Annotated in this window: 18 protein-coding genes, 1 pseudogene and 1 CRISPR repeat array (1 of these 20 running past the window's edge); of the genes and pseudogenes, 18 read left to right on the top strand and 1 reads right to left on the bottom strand. The window is 37.5% G+C overall.

The window, feature by feature from the left end:
* A CRISPR array of direct repeats spans positions 1–989; the repeat unit is 33 nt; unit sequence GTCTCTCTCTGTTTGGAGAGAGTGGATTGAAAT (it extends 116 nt beyond the left edge of the window).
* A 301-nt stretch (positions 990–1,290) separates the two neighbouring features.
* Positions 1,291–3,192: a helix-turn-helix domain-containing protein gene (locus MHI10_RS11750; RefSeq protein ID WP_340785633.1), complete on the bottom strand. Its 1,902-nt coding sequence runs from the start codon at positions 3,190–3,192 to the stop codon at positions 1,291–1,293.
* Between the two features lie 244 nt (positions 3,193–3,436).
* Here MHI10_RS11750 and MHI10_RS11745 point away from each other — a divergent pair, with 244 nt between their 5' ends.
* The 18 genes and pseudogenes from MHI10_RS11745 (at position 3,437) to MHI10_RS11655 (ending at position 23,673) form a co-directional block, all read left to right on the top strand.
* Positions 3,437–4,483, top strand: a complete 1,047-nt coding sequence (locus MHI10_RS11745) for a CaiB/BaiF CoA transferase family protein (RefSeq protein WP_340785631.1) — start codon at positions 3,437–3,439, stop codon at positions 4,481–4,483.
* Between the two features lie 39 nt (positions 4,484–4,522).
* A pseudogene (locus MHI10_RS11735) lies at positions 4,523–5,337 on the top strand (SDR family NAD(P)-dependent oxidoreductase).
* A 100-nt stretch (positions 5,338–5,437) separates the two neighbouring features.
* Positions 5,438–5,845, top strand: coding sequence for an FAS1-like dehydratase domain-containing protein (locus tag MHI10_RS11730; protein WP_340785629.1), 408 nt, complete (start codon positions 5,438–5,440; stop codon positions 5,843–5,845).
* A 15-nt stretch (positions 5,846–5,860) separates the two neighbouring features.
* Entirely contained in the window at positions 5,861–6,244 is a 384-nt protein-coding gene (locus MHI10_RS11725) for a MaoC/PaaZ C-terminal domain-containing protein (RefSeq protein ID WP_340785627.1), read from the top strand.
* A 483-nt stretch (positions 6,245–6,727) separates the two neighbouring features.
* Positions 6,728–7,969 carry an acyl-CoA dehydrogenase family protein gene (locus MHI10_RS11720; RefSeq protein ID WP_340785626.1) on the top strand — a complete coding sequence of 414 codons (1,242 nt, stop codon included), beginning with the start codon at positions 6,728–6,730 and terminating at the stop codon, positions 7,967–7,969.
* A gap of 21 nt (positions 7,970–7,990) precedes the next feature.
* On the top strand, positions 7,991–9,100 hold the full coding sequence (locus MHI10_RS11715; RefSeq protein ID WP_340785625.1) for a CaiB/BaiF CoA transferase family protein: 1,110 nt from the start codon (positions 7,991–7,993) through the stop codon (positions 9,098–9,100).
* Between the two features lie 80 nt (positions 9,101–9,180).
* Positions 9,181–9,972 carry an SDR family NAD(P)-dependent oxidoreductase gene (locus MHI10_RS11710; protein ID WP_340785624.1) on the top strand — a complete coding sequence of 264 codons (792 nt, stop codon included), beginning with the start codon at positions 9,181–9,183 and terminating at the stop codon, positions 9,970–9,972.
* A 16-nt stretch (positions 9,973–9,988) separates the two neighbouring features.
* Entirely contained in the window at positions 9,989–10,768 is a 780-nt protein-coding gene (locus MHI10_RS11705) for a crotonase/enoyl-CoA hydratase family protein (protein ID WP_340785622.1), read from the top strand.
* A 53-nt stretch (positions 10,769–10,821) separates the two neighbouring features.
* Positions 10,822–11,994, top strand: a complete 1,173-nt coding sequence (locus MHI10_RS11700) for an acyl-CoA dehydrogenase family protein (RefSeq protein ID WP_340785620.1) — start codon at positions 10,822–10,824, stop codon at positions 11,992–11,994.
* An 80-nt stretch (positions 11,995–12,074) separates the two neighbouring features.
* On the top strand, positions 12,075–12,848 hold the full coding sequence (locus MHI10_RS11695; protein WP_340785619.1) for an electron transfer flavoprotein subunit beta/FixA family protein: 774 nt from the start codon (positions 12,075–12,077) through the stop codon (positions 12,846–12,848).
* Between the two features lie 30 nt (positions 12,849–12,878).
* On the top strand, positions 12,879–13,856 hold the full coding sequence (locus MHI10_RS11690) for an electron transfer flavoprotein subunit alpha/FixB family protein (protein WP_340785615.1): 978 nt from the start codon (positions 12,879–12,881) through the stop codon (positions 13,854–13,856).
* Positions 13,857–14,040: 184 nt separating this feature from the next.
* Complete coding sequence (locus MHI10_RS11685; protein WP_340785614.1) at positions 14,041–15,948, top strand: alkyl/aryl-sulfatase; 1,908 nt, start codon at positions 14,041–14,043, stop codon at positions 15,946–15,948.
* 68 nt (positions 15,949–16,016) lie between these two features.
* A complete protein-coding gene (locus MHI10_RS11680; RefSeq protein WP_340785613.1) occupies positions 16,017–17,414 on the top strand; it encodes an aldehyde dehydrogenase family protein in 1,398 nt (465 codons plus the stop codon).
* Positions 17,415–17,968: 554 nt separating this feature from the next.
* Entirely contained in the window at positions 17,969–18,364 is a 396-nt protein-coding gene (locus MHI10_RS11675; protein WP_340785611.1) for a PaaI family thioesterase, read from the top strand.
* 97 nt (positions 18,365–18,461) lie between these two features.
* Positions 18,462–20,051: a long-chain-fatty-acid--CoA ligase gene (locus MHI10_RS11670; protein ID WP_340785609.1), complete on the top strand. Its 1,590-nt coding sequence runs from the start codon at positions 18,462–18,464 to the stop codon at positions 20,049–20,051.
* Between the two features lie 187 nt (positions 20,052–20,238).
* Complete coding sequence (locus tag MHI10_RS11665; RefSeq protein WP_340785607.1) at positions 20,239–20,778, top strand: TRAP transporter small permease subunit; 540 nt, start codon at positions 20,239–20,241, stop codon at positions 20,776–20,778.
* A 1-nt stretch (position 20,779) separates the two neighbouring features.
* Positions 20,780–22,090: a TRAP transporter large permease gene (locus MHI10_RS11660; protein ID WP_340785605.1), complete on the top strand. Its 1,311-nt coding sequence runs from the start codon at positions 20,780–20,782 to the stop codon at positions 22,088–22,090.
* A 62-nt stretch (positions 22,091–22,152) separates the two neighbouring features.
* A complete protein-coding gene (locus tag MHI10_RS11655) occupies positions 22,153–23,673 on the top strand; it encodes a long-chain-fatty-acid--CoA ligase (protein ID WP_340785603.1) in 1,521 nt (506 codons plus the stop codon).
* Positions 23,674–23,693: the final 20 nt, after the last annotated feature.

Raw genomic sequence — 23,693 nt, 5'->3', positions numbered from 1 at the left:
CACTCTTAAACTCTGCTGTCTCTCTCTGTTTGGAGAGAGTGGATTGAAATTTTAAAGTAACCAAACAAGATTTTAAAATGATGACCGTCTCTCTCTGTTTGGAGAGAGTGGATTGAAATTTCTGAAGAACCGTATCAACGTTGGTTTGGACCAGAGTCTCTCTCTGTTTGGAGAGAGTGGATTGAAATATTTCGGTGAGACGTGTCTTTATTTACGAACAGTCTCTCTCTGTTTGGAGAGAGTGGATTGAAATTTTAATGTCGGTGCATAATGAATGGCAGCGTGTGTCTCTCTCTGTTTGGAGAGAGTGGATTGAAATTGGAGGTGGTGTAATGAGAGATGGCTGAAAAATAGTCTCTCTCTGTTTGGAGAGAGTGGATTGAAATAATACAGACAATTGCGTTCTTGCTGTTAATTGCAGTCTCTCTCTGTTTGGAGAGAGTGGATTGAAATGCTAAAGAAGATATACGACCTGTTTTACCGCCGCCGGTCTCTCTCTGTTTGGAGAGAGTGGATTGAAATATTAAGCCGAATCTAGTAACCTTCGGGAAAATAACGTCTCTCTCTGTTTGGAGAGAGTGGATTGAAATCTTTATCACTTCATGGTCGTAATAATATTTTGGTCTCTCTCTGTTTGGAGAGAGTGGATTGAAATCGGCATCTACTAATTTTTGAAGATAGCGCAATTGTCTCTCTCTGTTTGGAGAGAGTGGATTGAAATTTTGATTAGAGTTAATGTTTTTTAGCGGAACTATGTCTCTCTCTGTTTGGAGAGAGTGGATTGAAATATCTTCATAAAAACGAATTTTTACATTATCCCCGTCTCTCTCTGTTTGGAGAGAGTGAATTGAAATAAACGATGGCAGACAAGATTAGGATGTGGGCAAAGTCTCTCTCTGTTTGGAGAGAGTGGATTGAAATTATAACAACCAAAAACACAGGTAAGCTCTACGTTCGTCTCTCTCTGTTTGGAGAGAGTGGATTGAAATAAATCAAATTTAGTCTTGTATTTCTTTGATATGGTCTCTCTCTGTATGGAGAGAGGATCGAAATTCAATTAATAGTAGCTAATCTTAGGGTAGTATCAGTCTCTCTGTCTACAAAGTGTAAGTTTCAAAATATAAGCGAGGATATCAATCCGCAAAACAAATAGCCATCTATCCAAGAAAAATGAGGATCGATGGCTCAAACATATGAACTTTACTTTACATTTAAAGAAAATCCCCAGTTCTTTCTAACATAAAAATATATGCCTGTTGTCATTACCAATTTACATCCACAAATCTATTTCTACACCTTTAAAAGTTGAGCGATGAGTAATGAAATTTGGATATTTAGCCGGTTATAAGGGTTAGACAAATCCATATTTAAAATTTCCTCTATCCGATTTAGGCGATAGCGGAGCGTATTGTAATGTACGTGTAATTGTTCAGCAGAGACTTGTATGACGGATTCATTATCTAAATAGATTTGTAATGTTCGGATTAAGTCAGAATTGTTTTTTTGATCATACTCAATGATAGGCTGGAGATGTTTGTTCATGAAAATTTTCATGCTTTCGGGATCTTCTGCATTAAATAGCACTCCTAGGATTCCTAAATCGTCATAGTGGACGACAGGAGAGTCCTTTTGAAAGGCGCTTGCAAATTCAGCGGCTTTTTTTGCTTCTTCAAAGCCTTTTATATAATCTTTTGGCACTTTTACAGTATTGCTGATACCTATGGATGCCTTCGTAAAAGAATTTTCGATCACATATTTCAAGACATAGTTGGACGTACTTTTCACTTTATCTTCAGGAACGATTAAAATTAGCTTTTCCCCATGTACCATGCTTAAGGGCAATGTAGAAATACCAATAATATATCTAAACTTTTCGAGCATTTGTATTAATTGATGGTCAATCATTTGTTCGTTCTTGTGCTGTTGGCTGTTAGGGGCAAGAACAATGACTTGATGATTTTTATCGAAAGAAATATTTAAATATCTCGCTCTACGTACTAAGTTTTCTTCAGAACCAAGTCCGAAAATTAAATCGTATAAGTAATCATGGCGCAATTGATTTTCCACTTCGATACTTGTACGCTCTTGATGAATTTGCAGGGCTAAAACGTTTTTCGTTTGTTCAATCGCAACAATACTTATATGATCATAGCGGTGTAATTGTTTAGGTAGAACTAAGTAAGCGACTGTTCGGTTGTGAAAGGTAATCATAAAGACAGAATAGCAAGATTCCTCTATAAAAATTTCAAATGACTGGACTTGCTCATTTATAGCGGCTATTTTTTTAAATATTGTAGAATGATTAAAGCGAAATTTTGGATTTTCCTGATGGGCTGGAAGTGCTTGATGAATTAAGTTGCCGAACTCATCTAGCAAAAGAATAGGTTCATTAATAAAATGAGCAAGTTTTTGGATAATTCCTTCATTACCACCTTTATTCAGTGCTTCTTCAAACAGTTCGTTATGTAGTCTACTAATCCTAATTTCATTCGAGTACATTTTGTTGTTATAAATGGCAATGGCAGTTTGGTAACAGTAATTTTGTAGCATTTGTAACAGATGTTCCTTAGATCCACCATTGGCATTGCGTGCTAAAAAGACGATTCCTAATAATTCCTGATGTGCGATAAGCGGAGAAGTGACCATGTTAACGATATTTTCAGATTCCAATAATAACTTTACAAATGGATCTGCTGCTAAATTTGTCTTTTTTATCTCAGTAATCGCAATCGGTTCGGAGCTACTAATCGCAAGTTTTGCAATTCCTTCATCTAAAGCTAACTCAAAATGTAATAATTTCTCTTCATTTGAACCAGAAACCGCCTCTACTCGTAAAACATCCTTGTCCTTATCTATCATTGCTATTAAAACAACATTGGTTCTTGATATGCCCTTTAGTCGATTGGCACTGAGTTTTAGAATTTCAGTGAATGATGCTGAAGAGGCAACTTCCAAATTAATTTTATGGAGTATTTCCAATGTCTTGGAAGAAAATCTGAAAAGGTTTTCTTTTTCTTTGAGCAATTGAATCGCATTAATATGCTTTTCCATCAATTGATAAGAAGGGTTATCCTTCATCAATTCCTTCACATCATCCCATTCTGAAGCTACATACCGATTTTTATCTATTAACCTTTCAAATTGCTGAATGACCTCATGGAGCTTATTCTCTTCTAATGAAGAAACAGACATTTCCACCGCCAACCTTTCAGAATTTTTTAACTATTTAGTAAGTAGTATACAACAAAATAGAAGATTATTGTGCGTTATTGCCATAGGAGTGAAATTTTTTTCGAGGTAGAATACAAATAATAGAGTATTTGGTTAATTCAAATTTATGTTTGATGGTTCCGCTGCGTTTTGATTATCACATAAAAAATGGATGAATTCTAGAGACGTATTGGGATTTTTATATTTGTGTAGAGGGGGTGGGAAGATGTATCCATTAGAAAACATTCGAATTCTCGATTTAACGAATTTATTGCCAGGCTCGTTTTCTACGATGATATTGTCAGATTTAGGTGCAGAAGTAATTAAAATTGAAAAGCCAACTGATGGCAATTCGGCTAGACAAACAATCCCGGGTTTATTTGAAGCGATAGACCGTGGGAAAAAAAGTGTTGAGCTAGACTTGAAAAATGAAGTGGATAAAGAAATTTTACGGAATTTAATAAAAGAGAGTGATGTATTAATAGAAGGTTTTAAACCAGGTGTTATGAAAAAACTCGGATTTGCTAAAGAGGATGCCGAACAGTTGAATTCTTCCATCATTTATTGTTCGATTTCTGGATATGGTCAGGACGGTCCCTATAGTTTATTGCCAGGGCATGATTTAAATTATTTGGCGGTATCTGGAATGTTAAGTATTAGTGGTGATCCAAAGGGCAGTCCTGAGGCAGCAGGAGGCGTCCAAATAGCTGAACTAGCAACATCTCTTTTTACAACGATTTCTATATTGGCGGCATTGCTACAAAGAACGACACAGCAAGACAGTGTGTATATAGATGTATCTATGGTTGAAAGCGCATTAGCATTCATGATTCCGAGAATAGCTGAATATCATGCTAGAGGCGAACCGAGTAAAGATAACTTTATGGGGCGCGGTGCATACGGAACATTTAAAACGAAGGATAATCAATATATTGCAATTGCCTGTGTAGAAGATATGCATTGGGAAAAGTTTTGTGAAACGGTTGGTATGAAAGAGTTTTTGCTAGATGAAATGTTTAATAGTTGGATGAAACGAATGGAAAATGCAGAAATCATTAATGATCGCATCGCGGGCATTATTGCGAAGAAAACATTGGTGGAATGGATGAACCTATTTGCCGGTGAAAATATACCGATTAGTCCTGTTAATTCAATTAAAGATTTAGTAAAAGACCCCCAATTGAAATACAGAAAGTCAATTTTGAAAAAAGATGGGAAATTGAGGGCATTTTACCCTGCAAAATTCGAAAATGTAGCGATAAAAAAGCAATAATCAAATAAAAATTCATTTGAAGAAAAGGGGATAAAAGAAATGACGAGATTACTAGAAGATAAAGTAGCAATCGTAACAGGTTCAGGGAGAGGTGTTGGGAGAGAGACAGCATTATTATTTGCTGAAAACGGGGCGAAGGTAGTAATTACAGATATTGACGAAGGACCGGCAAAAGAAGTACAGAACGAGATCATAAAAATGGTGGAGAAGCAATTATTGTCTGTGGGGATATTATGTTGGAGGAGTTTCCGAAAACCGTAATCGCAGAAACAATTGCTCATTTTGGCCAACTAGATATTTTGGTGAATAATGCAGGCTTTACGATCGATGCGCTCATTCATAAAATGACAGACGACCAATTCCAAAAAGTGATGAATATCCATTTGTTAACGCCTTTCCGCTTAATTCGTGAAGCCGCACCGTACATGCGTGAAACGGCAAAAAAAGAAATGGAACAAGGCATCGTCAATCATCGAAAAATCATTAATGTTTCTTCCGTTGCTGGGCTGAAAGGAAATGTGGGGCAAGCAAATTATGCATCAGCAAAAGCAGGAGTTGTTGGTCTTACAAAAGTAGTGGCACAAGAGTGGGGCCAATTTAATATTAATAGCAATGCTGTGGCCTTTGGTTTTATTGAAACGAGATTGACTCAAGCGAAGGAGCTAAGTGAAGAGGTAAATGGTGAAAAGATGGGAATTCCAGAAAAAGTGCGTCAAATGTTTATTAACAAAATTCCTCAAAAACGACCAGGACAAGCCCGAGAAGCGGCAGAAGGTATTTTGTATCTTGCATCACCACTTTCTAATTATGTAAATGGGCAAGTGTTACAAATTAATGGTGGATCTTATACGTAAGTTTTGTATTGGTGAATGCTAGGCAATGATCAGCTTCTCGTTATCATAAATTGCTGTTGAATAAATATGTATAGTCCAATTTAAGAAAGGTGTGATGGTTTTGGAAAGAAATTTAAAAAAGTTTATTGGGCAGGATTTAGAAACGTATCATTATACGATTGAAAAATCGAAAGTGGATGAGTTAGTAGCAGTTTTAAATCCAAACTCGGATGTGAAAAAGGACGATAATTATATCCCCGCAACTTTTCCAACGGTTATCGAATTTTGGGGATCTTCCATATCAATGGCTAAGGCACTGCAGCTAAATTTAGAGAAAGTACTGCACGGAGAACAAGAATATGAATATATTAAGGATTTTGCCTTAGGAGATGTGATTACTGTAGCGTCAAAAATTGAGGATGTTTATACAAAAGCATCTATGAATTTTATTGTAGTTAATAAAAAGTTTATCAATCAAAAAGATGAGCTAGTGGCGATTGGAAAATCAACTATAATTGAGCGGTTTTAAAGGGGGAAGTAACATATGAGTTACCGAAAATTGGAGAATATTGAATTCCCGGAAATTACGCATACACAATTAGTGAAGTACGCAGGTGCTTCTGGAGATTTTAATCCCATCCATACAGTGGAGCCTTTTGCCGTGCAAGCGGGATTAGGTGGCGTCATTGCACATGGAATGCTTGTGATGGGTTTTATAGGTGAGTCGATTCCGAAATGGTTTGAGCATTATTCAATCAAAAAGATTTCAGGAAGATTTAAAGGTATGACGAAACCAGGAGAAAAAATCATCGTTTCTGGTGATGTTGTAGAAGAGAAAGATGGCCGATTATTTTGTACCGCGCAAGCTGCTAATGCGGCTGGTGATATAAAGGTTATGGCTAAATTTGAAGTTGAAAAGAGACAGTAGAAATTTGAGGGGGAAATAGGAGTTTTGAATTCGGATGCAATGATGCTACTGCAAAATAGATTCAGCAACAAGTATCCAATCCCCATAACTATGTCTATAAGAAAGTTGATGAAATTAATAAAAGTAATAATAACAAAAGTTTCCCCAAACCTAATGATTCATTTTTATGAATCATTAGGTTTTTTTATCAAAATAGAAATTTTTCCGTTGATACAAGCTTACTATCTAAGGACTCTAAAAAAGTGTCGCAGTTTTAAGCTGGCTCAATCAAATAATATACGAAAAAAATCATACTTCATAGTGTTACAAAATGAATGGATTTGAAATAACAACATACAGTATGGATTTGTAAATTTTCTACAAGAGAACGGGAATCATTTGTTTAGAATTGCTATAGAATAACAAGCGATTTCCCCCTAATATTAAATGTAGAGTTCTAATTATTCTGAATATTCAAAAGTGACAATTGAGGGGGAATCATGAATGGTAGATTTTAAAGTTTCTAATGAAATCAAGGAAGTTATTTCTGCACTTTATAAGTTTATTGATGCGGAAATAGAGCCACTAAGAGAAAAGTTTAACAGAGAGCTCACAAGTGACCGCTATCTATATGACGAAGAAGGGGTCTATGTAAAAGAAATTCAGGAAGCATTGACGCAAGTTCGAGTAAAATCAGCGGAAGCAGGATTTTATAATATGTTTGGAGATCCAAAATTAGGAGGCAATGGAGATGACTACGGACCTGTTTCAGTAGCATTAATTTTCGAGAGTCTGTCAAAAAAATACGGCGTCGATCTATTCGTCAGAGAAATTTTTCCAAAAGGCCTTTTTTCAGGGGGACTCACACCGGTTCTTTTAGGGATGAAACAAGAAGTGATGGAGGAAGTTCTTCCAGAAATCGCGAGTGGGGAAACGATTCTTTGCTTTGGTTTAAGTGAGCCAGATGCAGGATCGGATGTATGGAATATACGAACGAAAGCAGTGAAGGACGGGGACCACTGGATTATAAACGGAACGAAGCAATGGATTACAAATGCCTATTATGCAAAATACATGATGACATTTGCTGTTACAGATCAGGAGCTTGTAGATAAGCGAAAAGGTGGAATTAGCTGCTTTTTAGTTCCATTTGATGGTGAGACGTGTATACCAACTTCAACCATTCCAGCATTAGGTCATTTAGGGTCTGCTACAGCGATTGTGTCAATTGAAAATGCAAGAGTCCATGAAAAATATTTAATTGGGGAATTGCATCAAGGGTTCGGAAAAGCATTGCACGGTGTGGATATTGGTCGAGTTGTAATGGCGGCAGATTGTGTTGGGATAGCAGAATGGGCTTTGGATATTGCAGTCAGTTACGCAAATGAACGAAAAACTTTTGGTACGACAATCGGCAATCATCAAGCGATTCAAATGATGTTGGCAGAATGTGCAATCGATATTTATGCGGGAAAAAACATGTTGCTAAATTGTGCGTGGAAGCTAGAGCATCAATCTGAATTTCCTATTAAAGAAATTTCAATGATAAAAGCTTTCTGTACGGAAATGTCGCAGCGAGTCGTCGATAAATGTATGCAAATACACGGTGGGATGGGCTTAACGAATGAGTTGAAGCTAGAGAAGGCGTGGCGAGCAGCAAGAATGACGAGGGTACCAGATGGGACGACTGAAATCCAAAAACGAACAGTTGCGAAAAGATTACTACAAGGCGACTTGAACTTTTAATTAGGAAAGGATGGATGAAATATGTTGAAAGGTATACGTATTATTGATCTTTCTCAATATTTACCTGGACCAAATGCAACGTTGCGTTTAGCCGATTTAGGTGCCGAAATTATTAAAATAGAATCACCAAAAGGGGATCCGGCACGCTTTCCACCAGAAAAAGATGGTGGAGAAAAATATCTTTTTCGCGCACAAAATCGAGATAAAAAAAGCGTTACACTCGATTTGAAAGAACTGGCAGATCAACGAATTGCGATGGATTTAATTAAGCAAGCAGATGTTGTCATTGAGAGTTTTCGTCCAGGCGTTACAAAGCGTTTAGGGATTAGTTATGAAGATGTCCTAAAAGAAAAATCAGATATTGTGTATTGTTCATTATCGGGTTATGGGCAAGAAGGTGTGATGAACCATTTAGGAAGCCATGATATTAATTATATGGCGTTAAGCGGTGTACTTTCACAGCTCAAAGATGATGATGAAAAACCGATTCACCCAAGTACAACAATTGCGGATTTATTTGGAGGAATTGCTGCAAGTGAATCGATTGTTGCAGCCCTTTTGAAAAAGGAAAGGACGGGAAAAGGGACTTACCTTGATATCGCATTAGCAGATGTTATGGTCACATTAATGACGAATCATATTTTAATCGAATCGGCTACAGGTAGACAAAAAGGGCTTGAAAAAATATACAAAGAGCTTGTATGCTACAGCCTTTATGAAACGAAGGATGGTCGGTTTGTCAGCTTTGGAGGACTTGAACCAAAGTTTTGGAAAAATTTCTGCTTAGCGGTAAATAAAGAAGAATGGTTACCTGAGCATTATTCAAATTCAGAGGATACGAATCCAGTATACATTGAAATGAAAAAGTTGTTCAAAAGTCGAACATTAGAGGAATGGACAACGTTTTCACTAGAAGTCGACTGCTGCATGGCGCCCGTATTGGAAACGAGCGAAGTAGCAAATCATCCTTATTATAAAGGTCGAAATATGATTCAAGAGAAATGGGGACATCGTTATGTTGCAACCCGTTTTACAGAGGGGGGTTCATTGCTAACGAACGCTGCACTTCCTCCAAAACATGGAGAACATACAGAATCTGAACTTAGCAAACTCGCGCAAGCTTTAAAATAAGTAGATACAGTTTTGTTGTTTTATAGAAACAATAATCAATCTACTAGTTAAATAGGCAAACAAAGGGGAATCCGGAAATTATGCAAAATATATTAGATCTAAACGGAAAAGTAGGGCTTGTTACGGGAGCGGGGCAAGGCGTTGGGCGTCAAATTGCGCTTCATCTTGGCGCGCATAATGCAGGTGGTGTCATTGTGAATGATTTTTACCTTGAACGTGCGGAAGCGGTAGCAGCAGAAATCGAACAAGCGGGCGGAAAGGCGATTGCATTGCAAGGAGATGTTTCTTCTTACGAAAGTGTAGAGCATATGATTAACGTAGGAAATCAACATTTTGGAAAGATTGATATTTTAGTAAACAATGCAGGAAATTCAGGTGCTGATCCCACCGCTGTGGAGCGCGGAATTCCATTTTGGGAGACAAATCCAGCATCATGGGATCCATGGTTGGATGTCAACTTACGTGGTGTGCTCAATTGTTGCCGAGCAGCGATTCCCGGAATGGTTGAGCGAAAAGAAGGTCGGATAATTACTATTATGTCCGACGCGGGTCGTGTAGGTGAGCCAGGACTTGAAGTATATTCAGCAGCCAAAGCGGGTGGAGCTGGACTTATGCGCGCATTAGCACGTTCACTTGGCAGATATATGATAACGGCAAATACAGTTGCCATTGCAGCAACAAATACACCGGCAATCGCTGCTAGATTAGAAGATGAGGTTATGCTACGTAAAATGTTAAGTAACTACGTAATTCGCCGGATTGGTGAACCAAGTGATGTAGCGAACATGGCTTTGTTTTTGGCGTCGGATGCTTCAGGTTGGATTACGGGTCAAACATATCCGGTTAATGGAGGATTTTCTTTCAATCAATAAATAGGAGGCGTTAAGAATGAATACACGTGAAGATCTTATTTTAACTGAGAGAAGAGGTCGACTTCTCATCGTTACGATTAATCGACCAGAGGCTAAAAATGCGTTTGATTTTGCAACATCATCTCAAATGAATGAGGCGATGGATATGTACGAAAATGATCCAGAATTATCTGTTGCCATTATTACTGGAGCAGGGGGAGTATTTTCAGCGGGTGCCGATTTAAAAGCGTTAGGACGTGGAGAAAAGTTGAGCGGACCAATGTTAAGCCGAGGTGGGTTCGGTATTATGCGTAAGCCACCGAATAAACCGATTATTGCAGCAATTGAAGGGCATGCAGTAGCAGGCGGGTTTGAATTGGCTCTATGTTGTGACCTAATCGTAGCCGCAAAAGGTTCTAAAATGGGTCTGCCTGAGGCAAAGCACAATTTAGTAGCTGTAGGAGGTGGGTTAATCCATTTACCTAAACGAATGCCATACCACTTAGTAATGGAGCTTGCACTTACTGCAGATATGTGGCCGGTTGAAAGGATGCATACTTACGGAGTTGTCAATCGAATCGCGGAGCCAGGGGAGTCGCTAAATGTAGCAATTGAACTTGCAGAACGCCTACTTGAAAATGGGCCAACTGCACTTATTGCGAGTAAAGAAATTATTCGTCAATCCTATGATTGGACAGTGGAAGAGGCTTGGGAAAATCAAGTGCCAATTGCAAAGCACGCTATGGAATCGGAAGACCGTGATGAAGGGTTACGTGCATTTGCTGAAAAACGTAAACCTGTTTGGACGGGACGTTAATAAGCAACTCATAGCCAGTTTGAAAGAATATAAAATAGATAGGGGTTTTCATAATGACAAATACTACAGTTTTAGAAAATAAACATCGTGCTTACTTTACTGATCAGCATATTATGTTTCGGGATTCGCTGCGTCGATTTTTAGACAAGGAAGCAAAGCCGTACTTTGATCAATGGGAAAAAGATCGACTCGTACCAAAAAGTTTTTGGAAGAAGCTGGGCGAACAAGGTTTTCTTTGTTCATGGGTAGATGAAAAATATGGTGGCATGGGCGCTGATTTTATTTTCACTGTAATTTTAACGGAGGAAATAAGACGAATTGGAGCGGGTCTAGGTGGCATTGGGGTTCATAGTAATGTTGTAGCACCTTATATCGCTAATTTTGGAACAGAGGAGCAAAAGAAAAAATACTTCCCTGGTTTAATTAGTGGAGAAACGATTATTGCTGTGGCGATGACAGAGCCGGGTGCAGGGTCTGATTTGGCAGCGATTCAAACAACAGCGGTTAAGGATGGAGACAGTTACATTATTAATGGTCAAAAAACATTTATTTCAAACGGTATTTTATCCGATTTAATCGTAGTTGTTTGTAAAACCGATCCACAGGCAAATCCAGCACATAAAGGAATTAGTCTGTTTTTAGTAGAAAGTGGCACACCAGGATTTAGCCGTGGAAGAAAACTAGATAAAGTAGGTATGCATAGTCAGGATACATCTGAGTTAGTGTTTGAAGATGTTCGCGTGCCAGCTTCCAATTTACTTGGTGTAGAGGGAAAAGGATTCTATCATTTAATGAAAGAGTTACAACAGGAAAGACTTGTTTCTGCTGTTGGAGCTCAAACTGCGGCTGAAGAAATGCTGAACATGACGATTGAATATGTAAAAGAGCGAAAGGCATTTGGACAGTCGATTAGTGATTTTCAGAATACTCAATTTAAGCTAGCTGAAATGGCGACAAATGTGCAACTTGGCCGTGCATTGCTAGATAGCCTAATTATCAAGCATATGGAAGGTCAAGAAATTAATTCTGAAGTAGCGATGGCGAAATGGTGGATTTCAGATAACTCAAGAAAAATGGCGCCGGAATGCATGCAACTTCACGGAGGCTATGGCTATATGGAGGAGTATAAAATTGCGCGCTATTATCGTGACGTTGCAGTTGGACCAATTTTCGCAGGTTCCAATGAAATTATGAAAGTGATTATTGCAAAAGGGCTTGGTTTGTAACGAATAGTTTGAAAATATAAAATATTAAACGTTGATAAGCAAATAGAGAATTATTGTAAATGAAAAATGGAGGATCTAAAATGAATATATATGTCTTAATGAAAAGAACGTTCGATACAGAGGAAAAAATCGCAATCGTTAATGGAAAAATCGTTGAAGATGGTGCAGAATTTATCATCAATCCGTACGATGAATATGCCATTGAAGAAGCAATTCAAGTTCGTGATGCAAATGGTGGTGAAGTAACAGTTATTACCATAGGAGATGAAGAAGCGGAAAAACAACTCCGTACCGCGCTGGCGATGGGCGCGAATAAAGCGGTGCTCATTAATATTGAAGATGACCTAGATGAGTTGGACGAATATACATCAGCAAAAATTTTAGCTTCCTATTTACAAGACAAAGAAGCCGATTTAATTCTTGCAGGGAATGTTGCCATTGATGGAGGTTCAGGACAAGTTGGCCCACGTGTAGCAGAGTTTTTAGGCATTAATTATGTAACGACAATTACAAGCCTTGAAGTTGAAGGTAAAGATGTGAAAATCGTTCGAGATGTCGAAGGAGACGCCGAAATGATTCAAACGTCATTGCCGATACTAATAACAGCACAGCAAGGACTAAATGAACCGCGTTATCCATCGTTACCAGGCATTATGCAAGCAAAGAAAAAGCCTCTTGAGGAGCTAGAGTTAGATGATTTAGATCTTACTGAGGAGGCGGTAGCAGCGAAGACAAAAACAGTTGAAGTTTATCTTCCAGCTGCTAAAAAAGAAGGGCGCGTACTTGAAGGAGATATTAAAAATCAAGTTTCGGAGCTCATAAATTTACTTAATAAGGAAGCTAAAGTAATCTAAATCGGAAATGTAATAGGGAGGACTCAAGCCATGTCGAAAAAAGTATTAGTACTTGGTGAAGTACGTGAAGGTGTGTTGCGTAATGTTTCGTTTGAAGCGATTGCAGCAGCGAAGAAGATTGCAAATGGTGGTGAAATCGTCGCTGTATTACTTGGGGATGCTGTTCAAAACTGTGGCGCGGAAATGATTCACTACGGAGCTGATCGTGTCGTAGCTGTCGAAGAACCGAATTTAAAAACATATACATCTGATGGTTTCAGTCAAGCTTTTTTAGCTGTTTATGAGCAAGAAAAACCAGAAGCGATTGTTTTTGGTCATACAGCACTTGGGAAAGATTTGTCGCCTAAACTTGCAAGTAAGTTAGCATCGGGATTAATTTCTGATATTACAAATATTGAAGGTGAAGGGAAGGATGCCCTTTTCGTTCGCCCGATTTATTCTGGAAAAGCGTTTGAGAAAGTTCAATTCAATGAGGGATTGTATTTCTTCACAATACGTCCCAACAACATTGCGCCACTTGAAAAAGACTTAAATCGTAGTGGTGATGTATCGACGCTATCTGTTGAAATTACAAATTTACGTACGGTTATTACAGAGCTTGTTCGTAAAGTAGCGGAAGGAGTGGACCTATCAGAAGCAAAAGTTGTAATTGCAGGTGGACGCGGTGTAAAAAGTGCTGAAGGATTCCAGCCGTTACAAGAACTGGCTAATTTGTTAGGGGGCGCAGTTGGTGCTTCGCGTGGTGCATGTGATGCAGATTACTGTGATTACTCTTTACAAATTGGACAGACCGGTAAAATCGTTACACCTGATTTATATATCGCAGTCGGTATTTCTGGAGCAATTCAACATGTCGCAGGAATGTCGAATTCAAAAATTATCGTAGCGATTAACAAAGATCCTGAAGCAAACATTTTCAAAATTGCAGATTATGGGATTGTCGGTGATTTATTTGAAGTCATTCCGATGATGATTGAAGAACTAAAACAACTTAAAGTTTCAGTTTAGATGAACGGAAATACTTGATTGTTGGTGAAATGGTAATTGATTCAACGCTTTATATATGCCCTTTGTAGAACATCTTAAGTTGAACTGCAAAGGGTTTTCCAACTTTATTAATAAGTAACTACGCATAAACGAAAAATGTATAATGCAGTGAAAAACTTAAATTAATTATAGGAGGATGGATAATTTGTTAAATTCTAAATTAGACCAATCATTACCAGCAACTACTTTCACGAAGAAAAACAATGAAGCCGTAAAACAATTCTTGAACTTTGAGGATCGTCAGGATTTTGAAAATGCAAAAAAAGGTTTTATTGCCCCACTATTATCTAAAACACTTAAAAGTGCTACTGGGAGAACGGTTTGGGATACTGGCAAGTCAGAGTTTCTTCAAACAGAAACTGATTCTGAAACAGTCAATCCAAGTTTGTGGAGAAATTCACAATTACAAGCAATTTCAGGCTTATTTAAAGTAGTTGATGGAGTCTATCAAGTTCGTGGGCAATCATTGGCAACTACTTTTTTAATAGAAGGAGATAATGGCGTCATTGTCTGTGACACAGGAGCAACGGTTGAATCAGCCAAAGCGGTTATGGAACTATATTATACGCATAGACCGAAAAAGCCAGTGACTGCGATCATTATTAGTCAAAGTCACGCCGATCATTTTAGTGGGATTCAAGGTATTTTAGACTATGCAGAACATCCGAATATTCCAATTATTGCGCCAGAGCATTTTACAGAAGAAACATTAAGTGAGAATGTTCTATTAGGTCCAATTATGAGAAGACGTGCGGAATATCAATTTGGTTTTAATTTAGATTCGGGACCTAGAGGGGTTGTGTCTATTGGAATCGGTCCTATTTCAATGAGTGGTACACAAAGCTTTGAAGTGCCGACTGTCGAGATTAATGAAGAAGTACAAAAAATGGTAGTTGATGGTATAACATTCCAGTTTTTATTAACGCCCAATACAGAAGCACCAGTCGAAATGCATTTTTACATTCCAAATTACAAAGTGCTGTTTGTTTCGGAAAATGTCAATCGGTCGATGCATCAAATTTATACTGTGCGCGGGGCTAAAACGAGAGATTCTTTACTGTGGGCAGATGCAATCGATAAGACGATTGAGTTGTTTAAAGACGAAGAAATTGATGCATTGTTAATGGCGCATGGTTGGTCAGAATGGGGAAAAGAGCAAGCGCTTGGGCACCTGAAATTACAACGTGATCTGTACAAATATATGCATGATCAAACAGTACGATTAGCAAATCATGGCTATACGATGGATGAAATAGCTGAAACGATTAAACTTCCAGATGTATTAAGTAAGCATTGGGGGAATCGAGAGTATTATGGCACTTTAAAACATAATGTTAAAGGGATTTACAATTTTTATTTAGGCTATTATAGCGGGCACCCATCAGACTTAGACGCATTACCACAAGTGGAGTCAGGAATAAAATATGTCCAGTATATGGGCGGTGCTAAAAATGTGATGAAACAAGCGAAGATAGACTTTGAAAATGGTGAATATCGTTGGGTTGCACAAGTGCTCAAAAATGTTGTAATGGCAGATCCAAATAATACAGAAGCGAAAAATTTATTGGCGGATACATTTGAACAATTAGGGTATCAAGCTGAATCAGCAAATTGGCGCAATATTTATCTCGTAGGTGCGTTTGAATTAAGAAATGGCATAGTGAAAGATCGCGCACCTCTTGATACTTCAGGATTTGTGAGCAAAACACCAGTTTTGGAATTTTTAAAGCTTTTTGCAGCAAGACTAAATGGTCTGAATGCAGATGGCAAAAAAATAACGATAAATGTAACACTATCAGATGAAAATAAAGATTATACATTGTATCTTGAAAATTCTGTCCTAACGTATAAATCTAGTCGTTTAGATACTAGTCCAGATGCTTCTTTAATTGTAGATAAATTAACATTCTACGGAATTGCAAACGGTCGCATTTCTCCACAACAAGCAGTAGCGGATGCAAAACTAGAGCTATCAGGTGATCAACATAAATTGGCTGATTTCTTATCATTATTTGACCGATTTAATCCTTTAGCGAATATTGTAATCCCGTAATGAATATTAAAGATTAATAGAAGGTTTTGCAAAGTAATAAAATGAAAGAAATAGGGAGGATGATTTAGATGGTAGATGTTAAAACGAAGCTTCAAGAGGTATTTCAGTTGCAAAAACAACAGCAGCATGTTGTAAAAATGACAAGTGCTGAAGAGAGAATTGAAAAGCTTCAAAAACTAAAGGTAGAAATTATTGCGCAAGCACCCTCTATTATGGAAGCGCTTCAACAAGATTTAGGTAAACCTGCTTTTGAAGCGGCTTCGTCAGAAATGTTAAGTGTAATTAGTGAAATCGATTACTTTACAGCAAATTTAAAGCAGTGGATGGAACCGCATGTAGTACCTGCTCGTAATGAAGGGGCGCAAACAAAAATTATTTCTGAACCTAAAGGGCAATGTCTCATCTATTCGGCTTGGAATTTCCCGTTCATGCTGCTATTCCTTCCTTTAGTACCTGCGATAGGTGCGGGGAACGTCTGTATTTTAAAACCTTCTGAATTGGCACCAGCTACAAGCGCTATTAGTGCCAAAATAATTACTAAAGTATTTGACGAATCTGAAGTGGCTATTTTAGAGGGCGGGGTAGATGTTGCTACTTTACTGTTAGAGCAACCATTTAATCATATTTTCTTTACAGGTAGTACGCATGTAGGTAGAGAAATTATGCAAGCAGCTGGCAAGCACCTCGCATCTGTTACGCTAGAACTAGGGGGGAAATGCCCAGTCATCATTGATGAAAACGTTGATTTGGAGAAAATTGTGCCTAGAATATTATCTGGTAAATATACGAATGCAGGCCAAGTTTGTCTAGCGCCGGATCATGTTTATGTGAAGGAAGAGCAAAGCCAAGAGTTTGTCCGTTTAGTAGGGGAATATATCCAACGTAGCTACTTTGAAAATGGAGAGCTAGTCAAATCCGACTTTTCTAAAATTGTAAATGAACGTAATTTAAATCGTTTAGAAGGATTGCTTCAAGATGCGGTTGCTAAAGGGGCTACTGTTCATGTAGGTGGTGAAATTGAAGACGGAAGAATGTACCCAACAGTGTTGACGGATGTATCTGTAGATGCACAAATTATGGAAGAAGAAATATTTGGGCCTATTTTACCTGTCTTAACGTATACAAGTTTAGATGATGTCATTGACCAAGTTAATGCGAGACCTAAACCATTAGCGCTTTATATTTTCAGTGAGGACCAGAATATGGCAGATTTAGTGCTTGCTAAAACTTCTTCTGGTGGTGCGGCTGTGAATGACGTCATCCGACATATGCTTGAGCCGAATTTGCCATTTGGTGGAGTGAATGAGAGTGGTATTGGAAGCTATACAGGAATTTTTGGATTTAAAGAATTTTCTCATGAGCGCGGCGTACTTTACCAAGCGCCAGTAGGAACAAATCCATTAGAGACATTTGCTCATGCACCTTACAAAGGGAAGCTAGAAATGCTAATGCAAAGAATAAAGTAAGTATTTGTATTGAATACAAAAATAAGAGATTCCTCCTGCACATTGCAATCATGTACGGGGGTAGCTCTTTAAATATTTATTCAAGCAGCTGAAAATGAATTTTGTGCCTACAAGTCATTTTATTTTACACCTCAAACTAATAATAAAATTGCCTGCAATAACCTATCCTTTGCGGGCTATTTTCGTATGCTTTTTTATTGTGGATAAGGTCCAATATGATTTGGGGGAAAATAGAATTTGCAAATTCCATAGGTGAAAAATCATTCGTCCAGTGCAATTAAATATTAATACTACCAGTAACAAAATTTAACGCTATTTATGCAATTCACTACCCCAAATATTTTCGTATGAAATCCACAAATAGATGTGTAAGAATTGTGAACATTTGACGTAGTGGGATAAATTACTATGCAGTAAAATTAAGAACACTACCTATATATACTGTAAGGGGTCGGGTGAATTTATTTGAATATAAATTCTGCTTTAAATTTTGGGGAGATAAATTAGGTAAAGCACCATTTCGTAATTGAGTTTTTAAAGGGGGATCGATTTTTATGAAAATTGATACGATACGTAAAAATTTCAATCAAAATGAATTTATAAATTTGATTGGCTTCGAGAGTGAAAATCTTGAAGAAAGAGCAATTAAATTAAAACTTTCAATAAGAGAAGAGTTATTAAATAATAATGGGTCCCTACACGGAGGAGTTCATGCCACTATGCTAGACACAATTCTAGGCATGACAATCCGTTATAAAACGAAACTTCCATGTACTACGATAAATTTGAATATAAATTATCTGAATACTGCGACAAGTGATGAGGTATATGCAACAGGGAAGATTTTAAGACAAGGCTATAAAAATGTGACAGCAGAAGGTGAAATGTACGATTCTAATGGGGTTTTATTAGCGAAGGCAATTGGTACTTTTAAATTGTTACGACAATGAAAAAGTATTTGTTTTAGGGGATTAAGCGGATGGGGAGTTTCAGTTGGTTTTGACTACAAAATCAAAAATCAATTTGAAGGAAGAAAGGAGCACGAAAATGAATAAACCTTGGCATAAATTTTATTCGAAGGGTCTTTCAAAAGAGATTGATGTTCCATTGGTTGGTCTGTTTACACTACTAGAGGAATCCGCATTTAATTATCCAGAAGCAATCGCTGTCCTGGATGCTGAAAGAGAATTTACGTATGAACAACTAAAACTTGCCGTTGATAAATTTTCTTCCGCTCTTTATAAGCAAGGTTTTCGTAAAGGCGATCGAATGGCGATTATGTTACCTAACAGTGTGGAGTATATCATTAGCTATTTTTCAATCCTTCGATTGGGTGGAATCATCTGTCAGGTGAATCCGATGTATCAGCCAATGGAATTGGAGTATATATTGAAAGATTCGGGTGCTACGTGGTTTATTAGCGAAAAAAGTCAGCAACAAAAGCTAGATGAAATTGGTGATGTGAAAGATCGATTATTCATTATTTCTGCTGATGAAAAATCAGTAGATGACAACAATCTTTATCAATGGTTGAAGGAGGACTATGAGATTATTCCTCCAATAATTATCAATCCTACCGAAGACATAGCATTGCTGCAATATACTGGGGGGACTACAGGTAGATCTAAAGGTGTTATGTTAACGCATGCAAATTTATTAGTCAATGTGCACCAATCCAATGCTTTTCAAAAGGATATTATGGACATTCCGGGTGAAAGATCATTCGGATCGTCGCCATTATTTCATATAGCGGGAATCGTTGGTTTAAATGCAGCCATTCTTAACGGATATACTTATATTGCGATTCGTAGGTTTCGAGTCGATCAAGCATTAGAGGCAATTAGAAAATATCGACCAACTATATTCCCAGGTGTCCCAACGATATTTCTTGCATTAGTAAGGCATCCCAATTTGAAAAAAGAAGATCTCTCATCATTAAAAGTTTGTGCTTGTGGTACGGCTCCACTGTCGCTAGAAACGTTTAGAGAATTGCAAAGTAAAACGGATGCTCAGATTTATGAATCTTTTGGCATGTCGGAAACGCTTATTACACATCGCTCACCTTTAGATATCGAAATAAAAGAGGGGAGTGTTGGAATCCCGTTGCCAAGTACGGATGCCAAAATTGTTGATCTTGCTACCGGATTAACTGAAGTGCCTTTCGGTGAACCAGGTGAACTGATTATTAAAGGGCCACAGGTGATGAAGGGATACTGGAAGAACGAGGAAGAAACAAATAATGCATTACGTGATGGATGGATGTATACCGGTGATATTGCCACAATGGATGAAGAAGGTTACTTTTTTATTGTCGGAAGGAAAAAAGACATGATTATTGCGGGCGGATATAATATTTATCCAACCGAGATTGAGGAAGTGTTATACAAGCATCCCGCTATTTCTGAGGTGTGTGTTTATGGTGTGCCAGACGCTTATCGCGGAGAGACAGTGAAAGCTGCAATTGTTTTAAGAGACGGACAAGAAGCTACCGAAGCTGACATTATTAATTGGTGTAACACCTATTTAGCTCGATACAAAGTGCCCCGTTTAATAGAGTTTAAAATAGAATTACCTAAAACAGCGGTTGGCAAAATATTGAGACGTCAATTAATAAAAGAAGAAAAAACGGAAGTCTAAGTTTGCCAATAACAATCGTATGAACAGGAATGCTCCCTTACGCAAATTAGTAATGAGTGGGTGTAGCCTATTCTTTTCAGCATAAAGATTTGTTAAGGGAACGCTCTTTATTTTTGTTCAATTGCAAATAAATCCTCAAGTATTTGGATTTATGAAATTCATTCATATAAATAATGGAGGGAATGCTGTGAAAAAAAGTTTAATCTTTATGATGGCTGCCATAACGAAATTGAATAAATCAATGGTATGGATCATAGGAACAATCATACTGTTAATGAGCTTACTTCTTACAGTCGATGTTATATTAAGGTACTTTTTCAACTCTCCTACGTCATGGGCTTTCAGTTTGGCGACATGGGGTACTGGTTTACTTGGTTTTGCATTAGGTGGATATACCTTAGTAATCGACCAACATGTTCGAGTTGATTTATATTTTGAAAAGTTTTCAGAGCGAACAAAAAGCATTGTAGATATGATTAGTGCATTCTTTTTATTTTTAATTGCAGGTTCATTGTTTTGGTTTGGCTTAGGATACGTGATTCATTATTATCAAATAGGTGCTACAATGACTGGCGGATTGGCAATGCCATTATGGGTAGCCTGGTTAATCGTACCTCTTGGTGGACTTTTAATAGGTTTGCAAGGGCTTGTGAAATTTATTAATGACCTATTTATTATTTTCACAGGTGAAAAAATCTATGACTATGATATAGAGGAGGGCGCATAATATGGATCCTAGTTTAATTGGCATTATATTATTTGGCTCTCTTGTTATTTTCCTCGCACTCGGCATTCCTGTTGGCTTTACAATGGGAGGCATTTCAATTATTCTCGGTTTTATATTTTGGGGCGGCATGCCAAGTGTAGATGGGTTCGTATTAGGCTCATATAGTAAAATTACAGAATCAATTCTTACTGCGTTGCCACTGTATATTTTTATGGCAGCCATACTTATGTATAGTGATTTAGCGGACGATCTATATGAGGCGGTATATCGATGGTTTGGTGGGTTTAGAGGCGGACTTGCAGCAGGAACTACGATTATTGCTGCGGTTTTCGCGGCGATGGTTGGTATCGCTTCTGTTGCAACTGCGACTTTAGGAATGGTTGCTAGACCGTCCATGTTAAAACGTGGATATGACGATAAATTAACGCTTGGTATTATTATGGCAGGCGGAACTCTAGGTGTGTTAATACCACCAAGTATTGTAATGATTGTCTATTCTGCAGAATCGGGTGTATCTGCGGGTGCATTATTTATGGCTGGAATTGTTCCAGGTATTTTGGCAGCAATTTTATTCATTATTTATGCAGTCATTTTATGTATTGTATATCCAGATAAAGGTCCAAGTACACCAGTAGGAGAGCGGTTTACTTGGAAAGAGAAGTTCGCATCTTTAAGAAGTGTAATTATACCGTTATTTGTTATTTTAATTGTATTAGGATCCATTTATTTAGGTGTAGCAACACCTACGGAGGCTGGAGCAGTTGGGGCATCAGGATCATTAATAGCTGCTGCTATACGTAAAAAACTGACTTTTCAGAATGTAAAGAAAATATTCTTGATGACTGTTCGTTTAAATGGCTTAATCTTTTGGATTTTAATAGGGGCAGTTGCTTATGCACGAATTGTGTCAGTTACGGGTGTAGGAAATTCACTTGCGAATTTAATTCTTGATGCGAATTTTAATGCATGGACTGTTCTTATATTAATGCTTGTGTTGTTTTTAATTTTAGGAATGGTCATTGATACAGTGGCTGTACTATTAATAACAGCACCTTTATTTTTACCTGCACTAGCTGCATTACAGTTTGATTTATTATGGTTTGGTGTTTTGTTTGTCATTGCGGTTTGTATTGGAAATCTATCTCCACCTTTCGGAATAAGCCTTTTTGTTATGCGTGGCGTAGCGCCTGATGTTGGTATTAAGCAAATCTATTCAGCAGTAGGGCCATTTATCGTTTTATTGTTATTTACAATGGTACTTGTCATGATTTTCCCACAATTAGCGCTTTGGCTTCCAGAAGTTATGAAATAAATTATAGATAGATATAGATGGGATAAGTGCATATAATACTCTGAAAAAAAAGGAGAGTTTTGATGAATATTGTTCATACGCTATTAGAAAGCACAAAGAAAGCGCCAAACCATTCTGCCATTGTTTACAAAAACGAAACGAAAACATACTCGGAACTAACACAACAGATGCTTCAATTAGCAGGTGGTTTTAAGCGGGTGGGAATTAAGAAAGGCGCGCATGTAGGGATGATGATCTCAAATCGACCGGAGTATATTATTACCTATTATGCTTTACTCGCTGTTGGCGCCACGGTAATTCCTATTAATCCATTATTTAAACGAGACGAGCTTACTTATATACTAATTAATTCTGATGCGGAAGCATTAATTTTTGATACGAACTCAATCAAAACAGTTCAAAACGCTATGAATGAATTAGAAAATGTTAAAACATTTATTTATTTAGGTGAAAATCAGTCAGCGGATATGCTCTCTTGGCAAGATTTATCTAAAGATGAACCATTAAAAGAGATTGCTGAGTTAGATTCGGAAGATTTGGCACAAATTATTTACACTTCTGGAACGACTGGTAGACCTAAAGGAGCAATGATTACACAAGGAAATATTAATTGGATGTCAAAAACATGCTTGGCTATGTCTAATTTGACACCAAATGATCGTATTTTACTCGTATTACCGCTATATCATGCATATGCCAAACTTCAAGGGATGGTTGCTCCATTTAGAATTGGTGCTACCGTTTATTTGGAAGAACGCTTTTATCCAGACGAGATTTTAACAATGATTGCTGAGGAAAAGATTACAAATTTTATGGGGGTTCCAACAATGTATGCGATGTTTGTTAACTCTCCAAAAATTACAGAATATGATTATTCTTCATTAAAATATTGTGGATCAGGTGGAGCGAGTTTGCCATTAGAAATAATGGAAAAGGTAAACAAGTTAATGGGTGTAGAAGTAATGGAAGGTTATGGACAAACAGAAAGTACAGTTATGATTAGCCGTACGCGGAAGGATGGAGAAAGAAGGCCAGGCTCTGTTGGATTACCTATCCCAGGAATCGAGCTGAAAATCGTTGATACGGAAGGGAATGAGGTTACATCCGATAATATTGGCGAGATTATTTTCCGGGGACCAAATGCAATGAAGGGCTATTATAAAAAACCTGAAGAAACGAGTCAAACGATTAAAAATGGTTGGGTATATACAGGTGATCTTGGTCGCATAGATGACCAAGGACATATTTACATCGTAGATCGTAGAAAAGAAATGATTATTAGAGGCGGATTCAATGTTTATCCACGAGAAGTGGAAGAAGTTTTATATACACATAAAGCGGTAGTAGAGTGTGCTGTCATTGGAGAAGCAGACCCTATTTTCGGTGAGGAAATTGCGGCTTTTATTGTGACGAAAGAGGCAATTGACAAAGATTCGATTATTTCGTTTTGTAAAGAACATCTTGTTCATTATAAAGTACCGCGAAACATTTATTTTATTGATGAATTACCAAAAAACGCAACCGGGAAAATTATGAAAAATGCAATTAAAATGATGTCCAAATTATCTGTCGAGAACTCTTAAATAAACAATAAAAATAATAT

It is taken from the genome of Solibacillus sp. FSL K6-1523 (assembly GCF_038005225.1).
In the GTDB taxonomy this organism is placed as follows: Bacteria; Bacillota; Bacilli; order Bacillales_A; family Planococcaceae; genus Solibacillus.
This window is presented reverse-complemented; position numbering and strand designations above follow the sequence as displayed.

Excerpts from the sequence above, each read along its gene's own strand:
- MHI10_RS11750 (WP_340785633.1), bottom strand. The coding sequence starts at position 3,192 with ATGTCTGTTTCTTCATTAGAAGAGAATAAGCTCCATGAGGTCATTCAG.
- MHI10_RS11745 (WP_340785631.1), top strand. The coding sequence starts at position 3,437 with ATGTATCCATTAGAAAACATTCGAATTCTCGATTTAACGAATTTATTG.
- MHI10_RS11725 (WP_340785627.1), top strand. The coding sequence starts at position 5,861 with ATGAGTTACCGAAAATTGGAGAATATTGAATTCCCGGAAATTACGCAT.
- MHI10_RS11720 (WP_340785626.1), top strand. The coding sequence starts at position 6,728 with ATGGTAGATTTTAAAGTTTCTAATGAAATCAAGGAAGTTATTTCTGCA.
- MHI10_RS11715 (WP_340785625.1), top strand. The coding sequence starts at position 7,991 with ATGTTGAAAGGTATACGTATTATTGATCTTTCTCAATATTTACCTGGA.
- MHI10_RS11710 (WP_340785624.1), top strand. The coding sequence starts at position 9,181 with ATGCAAAATATATTAGATCTAAACGGAAAAGTAGGGCTTGTTACGGGA.
- MHI10_RS11705 (WP_340785622.1), top strand. The coding sequence starts at position 9,989 with ATGAATACACGTGAAGATCTTATTTTAACTGAGAGAAGAGGTCGACTT.
- MHI10_RS11700 (WP_340785620.1), top strand. The coding sequence starts at position 10,822 with ATGACAAATACTACAGTTTTAGAAAATAAACATCGTGCTTACTTTACT.
- MHI10_RS11695 (WP_340785619.1), top strand. The coding sequence starts at position 12,075 with ATGAATATATATGTCTTAATGAAAAGAACGTTCGATACAGAGGAAAAA.
- MHI10_RS11690 (WP_340785615.1), top strand. The coding sequence starts at position 12,879 with ATGTCGAAAAAAGTATTAGTACTTGGTGAAGTACGTGAAGGTGTGTTG.
- MHI10_RS11680 (WP_340785613.1), top strand. The coding sequence starts at position 16,017 with ATGGTAGATGTTAAAACGAAGCTTCAAGAGGTATTTCAGTTGCAAAAA.
- MHI10_RS11675 (WP_340785611.1), top strand. The coding sequence starts at position 17,969 with ATGAAAATTGATACGATACGTAAAAATTTCAATCAAAATGAATTTATA.
- MHI10_RS11670 (WP_340785609.1), top strand. The coding sequence starts at position 18,462 with ATGAATAAACCTTGGCATAAATTTTATTCGAAGGGTCTTTCAAAAGAG.
- MHI10_RS11660 (WP_340785605.1), top strand. The coding sequence starts at position 20,780 with ATGGATCCTAGTTTAATTGGCATTATATTATTTGGCTCTCTTGTTATT.
- MHI10_RS11655 (WP_340785603.1), top strand. The coding sequence starts at position 22,153 with ATGAATATTGTTCATACGCTATTAGAAAGCACAAAGAAAGCGCCAAAC.